Source organism: Streptomyces sp. HSW2009 (genome assembly GCF_040240285.1).
Taxonomy (GTDB): Bacteria; Actinomycetota; Actinomycetes; order Streptomycetales; family Streptomycetaceae; genus Streptomyces.
In genome coordinates, this window is the sequence record NZ_JBEHZD010000025.1 from 1 (window position 1) to 12,416 (window position 12,416).

15 protein-coding genes are annotated in these 12,416 nt (G+C 72.4%); 8 read left to right on the forward strand and 7 right to left on the reverse strand.

The genetic code is table 11. The annotated features are described in order from the left end of the window. Positions 1–1,089 (forward strand): bifunctional ADP-dependent NAD(P)H-hydrate dehydratase/NAD(P)H-hydrate epimerase (locus AAHZ94_RS03510; protein WP_349990415.1); only part of this gene is annotated, 1,089 nt, incomplete at its 5' end. 73 nt (positions 1,090–1,162) lie between these two features. Here AAHZ94_RS03510 and AAHZ94_RS03515 read toward each other — a convergent pair. The 6 genes from AAHZ94_RS03515 to AAHZ94_RS03540 all read right to left on the reverse strand — a co-directional run bounded on the left by AAHZ94_RS03515 (position 1,163) and on the right by AAHZ94_RS03540 (position 4,947). Continuing rightward, complete coding sequence (locus AAHZ94_RS03515; RefSeq protein ID WP_349990417.1) at positions 1,163–1,696, reverse strand: DUF6879 family protein; 534 nt, start codon at positions 1,694–1,696, stop codon at positions 1,163–1,165. Between the two features lie 103 nt (positions 1,697–1,799). Next, positions 1,800–2,279 (reverse strand): GNAT family N-acetyltransferase, encoded by a 480-nt coding sequence (locus tag AAHZ94_RS03520; RefSeq protein ID WP_349990419.1) that lies wholly within the window; start codon positions 2,277–2,279, stop codon positions 1,800–1,802. 402 nt (positions 2,280–2,681) lie between these two features. Beyond that, on the reverse strand, positions 2,682–4,034 hold the full coding sequence (locus AAHZ94_RS03525) for an NsdA family TPR-like regulatory protein (protein WP_349990421.1): 1,353 nt from the start codon (positions 4,032–4,034) through the stop codon (positions 2,682–2,684). Positions 4,035–4,230: 196 nt separating this feature from the next. Next, positions 4,231–4,443: a DUF397 domain-containing protein gene (locus tag AAHZ94_RS03530; RefSeq protein ID WP_349990422.1), complete on the reverse strand. Its 213-nt coding sequence runs from the start codon at positions 4,441–4,443 to the stop codon at positions 4,231–4,233. Between the two features lie 38 nt (positions 4,444–4,481). Continuing rightward, entirely contained in the window at positions 4,482–4,694 is a 213-nt protein-coding gene (locus tag AAHZ94_RS03535) for a DUF397 domain-containing protein (RefSeq protein ID WP_349990423.1), read from the reverse strand. A 37-nt stretch (positions 4,695–4,731) separates the two neighbouring features. Then, positions 4,732–4,947, reverse strand: a complete 216-nt coding sequence (locus tag AAHZ94_RS03540; RefSeq protein WP_349990424.1) for a DUF397 domain-containing protein — start codon at positions 4,945–4,947, stop codon at positions 4,732–4,734. 135 nt (positions 4,948–5,082) lie between these two features. Here AAHZ94_RS03540 and cutA point away from each other — a divergent pair, with 135 nt between their 5' ends. After that, complete coding sequence (gene cutA, locus AAHZ94_RS03545) at positions 5,083–5,409, forward strand: divalent-cation tolerance protein CutA (RefSeq protein ID WP_349990425.1); 327 nt, start codon at positions 5,083–5,085, stop codon at positions 5,407–5,409. Here cutA and AAHZ94_RS03550 read toward each other — a convergent pair. Further along, positions 5,406–6,590, reverse strand: a complete 1,185-nt coding sequence (locus AAHZ94_RS03550) for an NsdA family TPR-like regulatory protein (protein WP_349990426.1) — start codon at positions 6,588–6,590, stop codon at positions 5,406–5,408. The genes cutA and AAHZ94_RS03550 overlap by 4 nt on opposite strands. 574 nt (positions 6,591–7,164) lie before the next feature. Between AAHZ94_RS03550 and AAHZ94_RS03555 the strand changes: the two genes are divergently transcribed. The 6 genes from AAHZ94_RS03555 (at position 7,165) to tsaE (ending at position 11,802) form a co-directional block, all read left to right on the forward strand. Beyond that, positions 7,165–7,446: a hypothetical protein gene (locus AAHZ94_RS03555; protein ID WP_349990427.1), complete on the forward strand. Its 282-nt coding sequence runs from the start codon at positions 7,165–7,167 to the stop codon at positions 7,444–7,446. Next, on the forward strand, positions 7,446–7,955 hold the full coding sequence (locus AAHZ94_RS03560; RefSeq protein WP_349990428.1) for a hypothetical protein: 510 nt from the start codon (positions 7,446–7,448) through the stop codon (positions 7,953–7,955). The genes AAHZ94_RS03555 and AAHZ94_RS03560 overlap by 1 nt, the downstream gene beginning before the upstream one ends. After that, a complete protein-coding gene (locus AAHZ94_RS03565; RefSeq protein ID WP_349990429.1) occupies positions 7,952–8,182 on the forward strand; it encodes a hypothetical protein in 231 nt (76 codons plus the stop codon). The genes AAHZ94_RS03560 and AAHZ94_RS03565 overlap by 4 nt, the downstream gene beginning before the upstream one ends. An 84-nt stretch (positions 8,183–8,266) precedes the next feature. Beyond that, positions 8,267–9,508: an alanine racemase gene (gene alr, locus AAHZ94_RS03570; RefSeq protein WP_349990431.1), complete on the forward strand. Its 1,242-nt coding sequence runs from the start codon at positions 8,267–8,269 to the stop codon at positions 9,506–9,508. Then, positions 9,505–11,001 (forward strand): alpha/beta fold hydrolase, encoded by a 1,497-nt coding sequence (locus AAHZ94_RS03575; protein ID WP_349990433.1) that lies wholly within the window; start codon positions 9,505–9,507, stop codon positions 10,999–11,001. The genes alr and AAHZ94_RS03575 overlap by 4 nt, the downstream gene beginning before the upstream one ends. 132 nt (positions 11,002–11,133) lie before the next feature. Beyond that, a complete protein-coding gene (gene tsaE, locus AAHZ94_RS03580; protein WP_349990435.1) occupies positions 11,134–11,802 on the forward strand; it encodes a tRNA (adenosine(37)-N6)-threonylcarbamoyltransferase complex ATPase subunit type 1 TsaE in 669 nt (222 codons plus the stop codon). The last annotated feature ends 614 nt before the right edge of the window (positions 11,803–12,416 follow it).

Here is a 12,416-nt window from a genome sequence, read left to right on the forward strand (position 1 = left end):
GACCTGCCCAGCGGCGTGGACGCGGACACCGGCGAGGTGCACGGCGAGGCGGTGCGCGCCACGCTGACGGTCACCTTCGGCGCGTACAAGCCGGGCCTGCTCATCGACCCGGCCGCCGAACACGCCGGCGCCCTGCACCTGGTGGACATCGGCCTCGGCCCGTGGCTGCCGCCGGTGCCCGACGTGGAGGCGCTGCACCACGCGGACGTGGCGGCGGTGCTGCCGCGGCCGTCGGCCGAGAGCGACAAGTACCGGCGGGGCGTGGTGGGCGTCGTCGCCGGCTCGGCCCGCTACCCCGGCGCCGCGGTGCTCGCGGTCGCCGGGGCGCTGCGCGGCGGCGCGGGCGCGGTGCGGTACGTGGGTCCTGCGGCCGCTGCCGTGATCGCCCGCTTCCCCGAAACCCTGGTCACCGCGGGCCCGCCGGGCAAGGCGGGCCGCGTACAGGCGTGGGTGGTCGGCCCCGGCCTCGGCGACGACGCGCGGGCCCGGCAGGCGCTGGCACAGGTGCTGGCCAGCGACGTACCGGTGCTGGTCGACGCGGACGCGCTCCGCCTGCTGCCCCCCGAGGGCGTGCGCGGGCGCCCGGCCCCCACCCTGCTCACGCCGCACGCCGGCGAGGCGGCGGCCCTGCTCGGCCGCCCCCGCGCGGAGGTGGAGGCCGGCCGACTGGCTGCGGTACGGGCGCTGGCCGCGCGGACGGGCGCGACGGTGCTGCTCAAGGGCTCGACGACGCTGATCGCGACGCCGGATGCGGTACGGGGGGCTGCGCTCGGTGGCGCGGCTCCCGATGGCGCGGCCACTGATGGCGCGGCCACTGATGGTGTGGCCCCCGGCCCGTACCCCGTGCGCGTCAACCCGACCGGCACCGGCTGGCTCGCCACGGCCGGCAGCGGCGACGTGCTCTCGGGCCTGACCGGCGCCCTCCTCGCCACGGGCCTGCCGGCTCCCATCGCAGCCGCGGCGGGCGCCTACCTCCACGGCCTGGCGGCCCGCCACGCAGCAACGACCCCCGGCCACCCGGGCGCCCCCGTCACGGCCTTCGAGGTCGCGGAGGGGTTGGGGGAGGCATGGCGGGGGGTTTATGGGTGAGGGGGCGCCTGGCTGGGGTGGGGCTTGTGGGTGTGCGGGTGTCCATGGGCGGGAGCGGGGAGGCCCGCCCCGGTCAGGTTGGTGAGACCCGGTACTCCTCGTGGGGCGTGGCTCGTTCCCATACGGCGTCGAAGGCTGTGGCGCAGAGCTTCGCGACGTGTGGCCGGTGGTCGATCTCGGGGCCCGCCGAGCCGCCGTCGCCCGTGAAGTGGTTCCACATGACGATCCGTTGGTCGAAGAGCCAGAAGTCGTTGCCTGGCAGCGTGAGGTCGGATGCCTGGCGTCGTGGCAGCCATCGGACGGATTCGCCGGCGGTCACGTTCTGGTAGGTGCACGCGTGCTCGTACCGGATGTAGTCGCTCACGGGCTCGGAGACGATGCGCGCGCGGCGTACGACGACTCCGCGTTGCGCCGCGTCGCGTACCCAGGTGTGGAAATCGCCCCACCAGGTGGCTGGTTCGGGCCGGGGGCGCCAGCCCGCGCGCCACTGCTCGAATTCGGCTGCCTCTTCTCCGATGCCGTACGAGTCGCGCATCTCCAGATGCACGGCCGAGTGACGGGCACCGGCGATCAGGTCAACGAACGCCAAGTCGGTCTGCGACACCATGGGCTCCTCTCACTGCTCCACGAACATCCTGCCCCGCGCGAGACAGCGGACAGCGAAGGCCGAGCGGTTCGAGGCGCCCACCGGCTGGGCCCGCACCCCGCCCCTACACCCCCACCCCCCGCACCATGAACACGTCGATCGGGTCCTCCGTCTCCACCGTGAACCCGTGGCGCTCGTAGAGGCGGCGGGCGGCGCTGCCCTGCAAGACGTTGAGGGCGACGGGTACGCCCTGCGCGTCCGTGTGTTCCAGCAGCGCGCGGAGGACGGCGGAGCCGAGGCCGTGGCCCTGGTGGTGCGGGGTGAGGTAGAAGTGTTCGAGCCACTGCCGGTCGTCGTCGGCGGGCCGGAGCGTGACGCAGCCGGCGAATGCGCCGTCGACCACGATCACCGACGTGTGCTGCGGCGAGAACCCGTCCCGCAGCCGCTGCCGCACCCGGTGCTCGTCGTAGCGGCCGAGGCGTTCCAGGGCCGGGCGCATCACGGTGGCCCGCAACTCCGCGATCACCTCGACGTCCGCAGGTACGGCGGCCCGCAACTCCCAACGAACGGCGCCCCCGGCCGCATCCGCATCCGGAGACTCCAACCCAACCCCAACCCCAGCCCCAGCCCCAGCACCGTTCCCCACCGTCGCCGCCATCCCCGCCCCACTGTCTCCGTTGTCCGCGCGGCCCCGAACCCTGACGGCCATGCCCGGCCATCTCGACGGCCGCAGCCATGGCCGAAGTATCGCAGCGCCCCCGCTCACGCCGCTGAACAGGCCAAACGAGCTGAACACACCCGCCGGGCCCTGCCCCGGGCCCGACGGATGAAGCCCCCGACCGCCGGGCCTGACCGGCGCCCTCCTCGCCACGGGCCTGCCTTGCTGGGGTGGGGCTTGTGGGTGGGTTACTGCCAGCCGGCTAGCGAGACGTCTTGGTCCCCGTTGAGGTAGTGGGTGGGGGCGCTGGCTGTGGTGGCCCCTGCGTCGGCCGGATGGTCGGGCATGTCAGGCGAGTGCTTCGCGTACGCGGCGGGCGAGGTCGGTGGCGCCGGGGACCTTGCGGCGCTGGTAGACGGCGAGGGGAGAGCGCAGGGAGGCGATCGCCTTGCGGGCACGGTCGGAGACCATGCCGTCCATGAGGGTGACGGCCTGCGCCCAGGCAGCCACCGCTTCGTCGGCGCGGGCTTGAGCGGCGAGACTGTCGCCGAGGTCGGCGTAGGTGAGGACGTGGACACGCTTGTACTTCACAGGGTCCCAACGGGTGAGGGCGTCGCGGTGCTGCTGCTCGGTCCCGAAGTGGTCCTGCATCTCGGTCAGGGTCTTGGCGGTGTGGCTGGCGACGGTGCCGGCGGCTGGACCGGTCGCGAGCGAATACGACGACTGCGGGCCGTCGTCGCGAAGGAGCGCGTCCTCGGCGGCGAGCAGAGCGCGGGCGGCGGCGGAATGGTCGCCGCTCGCGGCGTGGGCCCGCCCGTGAGTGATGCGCAGCAGCGCTTCGGTACGTCCGTCGACGTGGCCCAAGCCGCGGCTCAGCGCGCCCTCCACCAGGTCAACGCAGTGGCGCGGCTGCTTGAGCTTGAGGGCTTGGTGGGCCAGGGCTCGCATCATCCAGGCGGCATGCCCGTGCGGATCGGCCTCGCAGGCCAACTGGTACCCGGCGAGGTAGTAGCGCTGGGCGGCACCTTGGTCCCCGAGGTCGTGATGTTTCCAGCCTGCTAGATAGGCGAGTTCGGCCACCGCGCCGAAGGCGTCCCGGCGTACGGCGTCGTTCGGGAAGCGGGCCCGCAGCATGGGAGCCGCGGTGTCGGCGAGATAGGCGGTGACGGTGGTCAGGCCGTGACCGCCGCCCAACCGTTCGTCGGCGGCGCTGAACGCGGCGGTGATCTGCCGTACGACGTCGACGTCCTCGGCGCCGACCACTGTCCGGCCGGTGCGGGCGCGGAGCATACGGGCGGCGGCCTCGTGGCCGTAGCCCAGTGGCATGGCGACACCGGCGCTGGTGAAGGCGGCAACGGCCAGGAAGCGGCGACGCTTGACGTCCGCACGGCCCAAGACCGTTGCTGCGGCGACCGGATCGGCGTCGAAGGGCATGGGTTCCGTGCCGTCGCGCAGTCCGATTTCCGGCAAGGTGACGGGCCGGGCTGCGCGTCTGGACAGCGCCTCCGCAAGGTAGTTGCCGGCCTGCCCGGTGGGACGTGCGCCATTGACCCAGTGGGCGACCGCGGACTTATTGGTCTGCAACATCTCGCCGTTCTCCGCAGCGATACGGCGGACATCCGTGGCGAGGGCTTCATACGTACAGCCGACCGAGGCAATCGCCTCGCGCAGCCGGGCGTTCGGTTCTCTGGGCGCCATCACGACACCTCCAGTTGGGGTCGGCGAACCGCGTATACCGCTTCAACTGCCCTTCACCGTACCCACTGTGCGTGACGAAGAGTTCACTATTCGTCAGCCGCCCGGCCCGGCGCCGCGACCACGCTCCGACCCCCAACCGACGAAGCCCCCGCCCGCCGGGCAGACGCCGGCGGTCGGGAGCTTGGGGTTCGTACGGGCCTCACGCCGCGCCGATTTCGCCGGCCCTGACGCCCGCGACGAATGCGGTCCATGCGGTGGTGTCGAAGGTGAGGGTGGGTCCGGTCGGGTTTTTGCTGTCGCGTACGGGGACGGTGTGGGGCGCGTTGGTGGCGACCTCGATGCAGTCGCCGTTGCTTGCGCCGCTGTGGCTGGACTTGTGCCAGTTCAATGCCTTGTTGTGGGCGTCAGGCATGCTGGTGTCCTCTCGGGTTGGCTTGGGGTGCGTACGGGCTACGCCGTGTCGATTTCACCGGCCTTCACGCCCGCGACGAATGCGGTCCATGCGGTGGTGTCGAAGGTGAGGGTGGGTCCGCTCGGGTTTTTGCTGTCCCGTACGGGGACGGTGTGGGGCGCGTTGGTGGCGACCTCGATGCAGTCGCCGTTGTTCCCGCCGCTGTGGCTGGACTTGTGCCAGCGCAATGCCCTGCCGTGGGCGTCAGGCATGGTGGGTCCTCTCCGGTTCGCTCGGGTGCGTACGGGCTTACGCCGTGCCGCATTCGCCGGTCTTCACGCCCGCCACGAATGCGCTCCATGCCGTCGCCTCGAAGGCGAGGGACGGGCCCGCGGGGTTCTTGCTGTCGCGGACCGGGATGGCGCTCGGCGTGCCGAAACCGACCTCTACGCATTCGCCGTTGCTGCCACCGCTGTAGCTCGACTTGCGCCAACTCGTCGTCTGGTACGCCTTGTTGTCGGTCACCGTTGAACTCCTCCGGGTCTCGGGCGGGTGGTTCCGGGGACTTTCCTCCGAGGACTGCTCGCGCCCGCTGCCGAACAAACAGGCGCACGGTGGCAGCGGGGCCGGCGCAACGGGCGCGCTCTACGATTTCGACCCATGGCGATCTATCAGGTATCGACCGCGACCCCGACCCGTGAGCAGGCCATCGCGCTGGCCCAGTCAGCCGTACGAGCTCGGCTTGCTGCCGGGGCACAGGTCATCGGTCCCGTGACGTCTGTGTTCTGGCATGACGGGGAGTTCGGGGAGGGCGAAGAATGGCAGCTCCTGCTGAAGACCACCGACGCTCGCTACCCCGAGTTGGAGCAGCACCTGTTGGCGGCGCACCCATGGCAGAATCCGGAACTCGCCGCCGTACGCGTGGTGGCCGGGGCCGAAGGCTGTCTCCGCTGGGTTGAGGAGATGACGATCTCCAACGGGATCTAAACAGCGCGGGCTAGTTCAAGGGCCTCGGCTACGGCGGGTACGTCAGAGTGCTTGGCGAGCAGGCGGAGAGTCGGATTGATGCGTTGCTTCGGCCGGACCGAGGCAACGCCCCGCGCCAGGTCAAGGACGTGCTTAGCGACCTCTGCGGCTTGTTCGACTTCGCCTGCCAGGAGGTACGACTCTGCCAGCCAGGACGAGTACAACGCCTTGTCCCGCGTGTGACGATCGTCGTATCGACCAAGTGCTTCTTCAAGTACTGGCACGGCACGCAAGGGCCGCCGCAGTGCTGTCCAGCAACGACCTGTCATGATCTTCAACTCGTCCTCGTCAACCCATGCGGCCCAGTCAGGTGAGACGGCATCACCAGGTGCATGGAGGGCGGCTTGAGCCGCTGCAAGAGCCTGTTCAGTGGTTCGTGCGTCCCCAGCTACCGCGCAGGCCCACGCATGACGTTCATGGAGAAGAGCGCGAATCGCTCCAGGGGCGTAAGCGGGAACATCCGCAGTTGCTTGCGCTCCGGCTTGGACTCCTTCGGCGATCAGGTTGTGGCTGAGCGCCTGATAGCCCAGAAATGCTAGGGCGTTGGCCGACAAGGCTGCATCCCCCGCATCCATGGCAGCGCGACGTGACTCCTCGTAGAGGTCGCGCGAATCTGCATGCCGGCCTGCGTCGAAGGCTGCCCACCCAGCCTGCTGCGCCTGCTCGGCTAGCACTGACAGCAGCGCACGGCCAACTTCCTGTGTGTAGTGAGTTTCGCGGAGCAGTCGCTTAGTCGCTTGGACTTCGCCTAGGAATACGTGGAATGTGTCACCACCGCCCAGCACTTCATCGAGCCGTCGCAGGCGGGCGGTGCGCCGCCGCAGATGGTCGGAAATGTCGGAGCCTAGATGGGTTCCTGCTTGGGGGCCTACCTCGGCAACTGGTAGGCGGACAGCTGCGCTAGCTGTGGCCCGTATGAACGTCCTTCGCTGCATATCATCCTCTTCCGCTTCCCACTCACGCGGAGCGAGCCCGACCATGTGGCCGGGGATACGGAAGGCGTCGACGATGCGCGTGATCTTCTCGTAGCTCGTTACGCGGCCCTGGCCTCGGGCTAGCGTTCCGACCCGTTCAGGTTTGATGTCACACTCGGCTGCGATTTTCGAATAACTGATCCCCATGTTGCGCGCGATGCGAAACACAACGCCGAAGTCATGTCTCGCGCAGGCCGCTTTTAGGTCACTCCGGGACAGCAGGTTCGGCGGGAGCGCCGTGCCTGGGACTGGCGCTGAGGTCATGGGTGTTCCCTGGTGCGCGTAGCGGAGGGTGATCGTCTAGATCCCTAGCGTACCCATCATGGGTACCCCGTGGGGGGCAAGACGGGCCCCTCCGAGCAGGCGGAGGGTTGCTTCTCAACCTTCTTCTTCGAGGAGCGACGTATGAGTCGTACCTATGCCCTGACTCTCGCCCATGGCACCATCGCCGCGTTATCGCCCGGCTCCTGGCCCGCCTGCCGCTGCCCGCTGCACCGTGCGGGTGCCGGGAGCGGGTCGTGATCCCGGGTGGGGCCTGGCGGCGGGGGCGGGCCTGGCGGTGTCAGCGGTGTCGGCAGCTTGCCGAGGCGCGGCAGCGGGCCCGGGCGCGTAAGGACCCCGTCGGGTTCAAGGCCGCCAGCCACGCATTGCAGCAGCACCTGCGGGGGAGTCACATGCCCGCCGCCCCGAGCGGGGGTGCCGTGCGATGAATCGGCGCGTATTCGAAGGCGCCCACCGAGTCATGGTCCGCGGCGTCCCCTTGCGTTTCTTCCTGCGTGCCGACGACGCGTGGTCGCCGGTGACCGACACCGAATTCCAGCAGGCGTACGAACTCGCCCTCTTCGACCCGTACGCACTGCGCAAGAACGTGCTCTGCCCCAATAGGCGGCGCAAGGAACTCGATACGGCGGAAGGCTGGTTCTTCTCCGACGGCTACGCCTCCTGCGGGCTGATCACCTTTGACGATCGGAATCCCGTGGAATGCGCGGGAATGGCACAGATCACGGAAGGGAGGGATACGTGATGGCGGGGACGGAGCATCCGTTTTCTTCGCTGAACCCCGGGCCCCTGCTGGCGTCGGAGGTGTGCGTCACCCTCCTCGTGTGGTGCCCGGTCGATCCGACCAGTCCGTTGGACGTCGGGCGCGCGTGGCCGCGCGGGCTCCAGGTCACGAACGGGGTGGACGCGGATACGCCCGGCGTCGTCATGCAGCCCGGCGAATCGGTGCGCGCCGCGCTCGCCCGGCTCGCCGGCGCGCTCGGGCTGCACGCCCCGGCCGAGCCGCTGAACCTGCTCGCGGTCGACCAGCGCCCACCGACCCGCGAGGTCCCGCGCGATCAGTTCGTGCTGGTCTTCGACGGCGGCTGGATGCCCACCGAAGCGCTCCCCGTCTGCGGCTCCTGCGACGAGAGTCACCTGCGGTGGGAGCCGTACGAGACCCTGCCCCCGACCATGGCCGAGGCCCTGCGCGTCCGCATGGGCGCCGTGGACCCGCCGGGCGTGCTGTGGCGGGGCGAGCGTCCCCGGGAGTGAGACCCGGGAGAGGGGGGGGGGGGGGGGGGGGGGGGGGGGGGGGGGGGGGGGGGCGCGCCGGGGCCGCGCGCGGCGGGGGGGCGGGGGGGGGGGGGGGGGGGGGGGGGGGGGGGGGGGGGGCCCCCGCCCGGGGGCCCCCCCCGGGGCGGGGGGGGGGGGCCGGGCCCGGGGGGGGGGCGGCCGGGGCCGGCCCCGCGAGGGCGGCCGGCCCCCACCCACCCCCGTAAAAGCCCCCTATGGAAACCCCCTATAAGGCCCTCCTACCCCCGCGCCCCAAAGCCCCCGTCCCCGCTCCTGAGACACTGGAGGGGATGAACGAGACACCGATGCGTGCCCGAGCCGTGGTCGATCTGGCTGCGTTGCGGGCCAATGTGCGCACGTTGCGGGCGCGGGCGGCCGGGGCCGAGTTGATGACCGTGGTCAAGGCCGACGGGTACGGGCACGGGGCCGTGCCGTGTGCGCGGGCGGCGCGGCAGGCGGGGGCCGGCTGGCTCGGGACGGCCACCCCGCAGGAGGCGCTGGCGCTGCGCGCGGCCGGCGACACCGGGCGGCTGATGTGCTGGCTGTGGACGCCGGGCGGGCCGTGGCGGGAGGCCGTGGCCGCCGACATCGACGTGTCCGTGAGCGGGCTGTGGGCGCTGCGCGAGGCCGTCGCCGGCGCGCGGGCCGCGGGGCGCGCCGCCCGCGTGCAGCTCAAGGCGGACACCGGACTCGGCCGCAACGGCTGCCAGCCGCACGACTGGGCCGACCTGGTCACCGCGGCCCGCAAGGCCGAGGCCGACGGCACGATCAAGGTCACCGGCATCTGGTCGCACTTCGCCTGCGCCGACGAACCCGGCCACCCCTCCATCGAGGCCCAGCTCACCGCGTACCGCACCATGCTCGGCCACGCCGAGGCCGCCGGCATCGCCCCCGAGGTGCGCCACATCGCGAACTCGCCGGCCACCCTCACCCTGCCGCAGACACACTTCGACCTGGTGCGGACCGGCATCGCCAGCTACGGCATCTCGCCGAGCCCGGAGGTCGGCACCAGCGCCGACTTCGGACTGCGCCCGGTGATGACGCTCTCCGCGCAGCTCGCGCAGGTCAAGCGGGTACCGGCCGAGCACGGCGTCTCGTACGGGCACCACTACCACACCGCCGGCCCCACCACGCTGGCGCTGGTGCCCGTCGGGTACGCGGACGGCATTCCGCGCGCCGCGTCCGGCGCAGGACCGGTGCTCGTCGCGGGCGCGTGGCGGCGGGTGGCCGGGCGGGTGGCGATGGACCAGTTCGTGGTGGACATCGGTGACGACGTCGCCGCCGTCGGCGACGAGGCCGTGCTGTTCGGCCCCGGCGACCGCGGCGAGCCGACCGCCGAGGACTGGGCGCAGGCGGCCGGCACCATCGCGTACGAGATCGTCACCCGGATCGGCGCCCGGGTGCCCCGCGTCTATCTGCACGCGGACGGTGCGGACCATACGGAAGGTGCGGACCGTACGGAGGATGCGGGCGGTGCGGATGTGCTCAGTGAGGTGTCCGTGGCGGGCGAGGGGGCAGGCACCTCGTCATGAGCGACGGCACCGGCGGCATGGGCACTGCGGTGGAGGACGTGGCTGACGGGGTGATCGAGGCCGCCGCGCGCGCCGGATGGCGGCGGGGCGCGGGGATCGCGGGCGCCGCGATAGGGGTGGTGGCCGCGGGCGCCGCGGTCGGCGTCGCCGTGGAGCGGCTGACGGTGGGCCGCGGCGTGCGCCGCAAGGCCCGCCTCGCACTGGACGCGGCCAGCCCGTACGGGACGCTGCGCGGCAGGACCGGGGTGGCCGTCGCCGATGACGGTACGGAGCTGGTGTACGAGGTGGCGGAGGGGCCGGCCGCTGCGGGGGACGGGGTCGGGGGTGCGGCTCCGGGCGCGGGCTCGGTCCCGGGCGCCGTCCCGGGTACGGACGGGGCGGGCGGGCCGCCGCTGACCGTGGTGTTCTGCCACGGCTACTGCCTGAGCCAGGACTCGTGGCACTTCCAGCGCGCCGCGCTGGCGGGGCGGGGCCGGGCCGTCTACTGGGACCAGCGCAGCCACGGCCGTTCCGAGCGGGGGCGGGGGCAGCGGGGGCCCGCCGCCGAGCCGGACATTGCCGCGGCTGCCGCGGCTGACGCGGCTGACGCGGCTGTGGGCCCGGTCGGCGGCTCGGCCAGCGACCTGGTCAGCGTCTCGGCCGGTGGGTCAGCCGTCGAACCAACAGGCGAAGGCACCGCCGAAACCGCAGCGGAATCCGGAATCGAGGCAGCCGCCGCAGGCTCCGCAGCCGCCGGTGAGTCGGGCGGCGGACCGGCCGGTGCGGTGGGCGGCGAACCGGCCCGTGCCGTGGGCGGCGAACCCGTCACCATCGATCTGCTCGGCCGCGATCTGAAGGCCGTCATCGACGCCGCGGCGCCCGAGGGGCTGCTCGTCCTCGTCGGGCACTCGATGGGCGGCATGACGGTCATGGCGCTGGCCGCGCACTTCCCCGAACTGGTGCGGCGCCGGGTGGTGGGCGCCGCGTTCATCGGGACCTCGGCCGGCAAGCTCAGCGAGGTCAGCTTCGGGCTGCCGGCGGTCGGCGTGCGCGCCGTGCGCCGCGTCCTGCCCGGCACGCTGCGGCTGCTCGGGGCGCAGGCGGACCTGGTGGAGCGGGGGCGGCGGGCGACGGCCGACCTGTTCGCCGGGGTGATCAAGCGGTACTCGTTCGGCTCGCGCGAGGTGGACCCGGGCGTGGCCAGGTTCGCGGAGCGGCTGATCGAGGCGACCCCGGTGGACGTGGTCGCCGAGTTCTACCCGGCCTTCGCCGAACACGACAAGACCGAGGCGCTGCCCGTCTTCGGCGGGCTCCCGGTCCTCGTACTCGCCGGCGAACGTGACCTGATCACCCCGAGCGAGCACAGCGAGGCCATCGCCGAGTTCCTCCCCGAAGCCCACCTGGAGATCGTCCCCGACGCCGGCCACCTGGTCATGCTGGAACACCCCGAGACCGTCAACGCGGCCTTGTACGGGCTCCTCGCCGAGACCGGCGCCCCGGGCTTCGCGGAGTGACACGTTCCGCTGGGCGCGGGCTGGGTGCGGGGGGCGGGTACGGGGGCGGTCCTTCACCGGGTACGAGGCCGGTGCGCGGCCCCGCGCGGGGAGCGCCGCGCGGGCCGGAGCCGACCCGTACCATCGGCGAACATGAACGTTCCCCACACCCGCGCGCAGATCGCCGTCAACACCCCCGAGCACATGGGGGACTTGGGTCGAGCCCTGGCCGCCCTGCTGCGCCCGGGCGATCTGGTGCTGCTGACCGGTGAGTTGGGCGCCGGCAAGACCACGCTCACCCGGGGCCTGGGCGCCGGGCTCGGCGTGCGCGGCGACGTGACCTCGCCGACCTTCGTCATCGCCCGCGTCCACCCGTCCCTGGGCGCCGGCCCGCCCCTGGTCCACGTGGACGCGTACCGGCTGGGCGGCGGCCTGGACGAGATGGAAGACCTGGACCTCGACGTGTCGCTGCCGGAGTCGGTGGTGGTCGTGGAGTGGGGCGACGGCAAGGTGGAGGAGCTGTCCGACGACCGGCTGCACGTGGTGATCGAGCGGGCGGTGGGCGCGGAGGAGGAGCTGGCCGCGCCGCAGCCGGGGGCTGGGGCGGCTGGCGCCGCTGAGGTGGTCGATGAGGCTGAGGTGGCGGGCGCGGCTGAGGTGGCCGGTGGTGTGGCCGGTGGCGCTGATGGGGTCGGCGTCGACGCCGGGCCGCTCGTGGTGGGTGAGGGCGTGGACGTCCGGCGGGTGACCGTGACCGGCGTCGGCGCGCGCTGGGCGGGCGTGGACCTGACGCCGCTGATGGTGGTCGAACGGGCGGGTTGAGGGGCGGGTTGAGGGGCTGACGGGGCGGGCCCCGGAGCGGGGAGGGCCGGGGCGGGCCCGTCTGGCGGTGCCGGGGGTCGCCCGGGCCATAGATTCCGACAAGCCGTCGGCAAGATGTTGCGCTCACCACCCCGGGCGTGGTGACATGGACGGGAGCGCACAAGTTAGGCGTGCCTAACCATCTGCTGCGCCGAACCCCCCAGGAATACCGGGAGGCACCCCATGGCGACCCAACAGCCACCTCAGCCCACCGCCAGTAAGGTCTCGCGGGCGCCCTCGGTTTCCGACATGATCGCGGCCTGTGCCGCGGCAACGGCGTTGTCCACCCCGCCCGGGGGCCAACCGATCCCCGGGGTCAATCCCGGCGTGGAACCCGAACCGGCGGCGCAGTGCGAGCGGGAAGCGGCCTAGCTCGCGACGTCTTGCGAGAGGCCTGCGGCATCTTGCGGCCCGCTCGCCGCACCTCGCGGGTAAGCCCGCGACACCTCACGGCACCCGTGACGCTCCGCGGTACGTCCGCGACGCCTTGTGGTGCGTCCAGCGCGCTTGCCGTACGCCCGTGAGACTTCGTCGTCCCCGTGACGTCTCGCGATCTCTCCACGCCGGACGCTCCT

Bases quoted from the DNA above. Each gene is read 5' to 3' on its own strand.
- AAHZ94_RS03515 (WP_349990417.1), bottom strand. From the start codon at position 1,696: ATGGTGTCGCAGACCGACTTGGCGTTCGTTGACCTGATCGCCGGTGCC.
- AAHZ94_RS03530 (WP_349990422.1), bottom strand. From the start codon at position 4,443: ATGCCTGACGCCCACAACAAGGCATTGAACTGGCACAAGTCCAGCCAC.
- AAHZ94_RS03535 (WP_349990423.1), bottom strand. From the start codon at position 4,694: ATGCCTGACGCCCACGGCAGGGCATTGCGCTGGCACAAGTCCAGCCAC.
- cutA (WP_349990425.1), top strand. From the start codon at position 5,083: ATGGCGATCTATCAGGTATCGACCGCGACCCCGACCCGTGAGCAGGCC.
- AAHZ94_RS03555 (WP_349990427.1), top strand. From the start codon at position 7,165: ATGGTCCGCGGCGTCCCCTTGCGTTTCTTCCTGCGTGCCGACGACGCG.
- AAHZ94_RS03560 (WP_349990428.1), top strand. From the start codon at position 7,446: ATGGCGGGGACGGAGCATCCGTTTTCTTCGCTGAACCCCGGGCCCCTG.
- alr (WP_349990431.1), top strand. From the start codon at position 8,267: ATGAACGAGACACCGATGCGTGCCCGAGCCGTGGTCGATCTGGCTGCG.
- AAHZ94_RS03575 (WP_349990433.1), top strand. From the start codon at position 9,505: ATGAGCGACGGCACCGGCGGCATGGGCACTGCGGTGGAGGACGTGGCT.
- tsaE (WP_349990435.1), top strand. From the start codon at position 11,134: ATGAACGTTCCCCACACCCGCGCGCAGATCGCCGTCAACACCCCCGAG.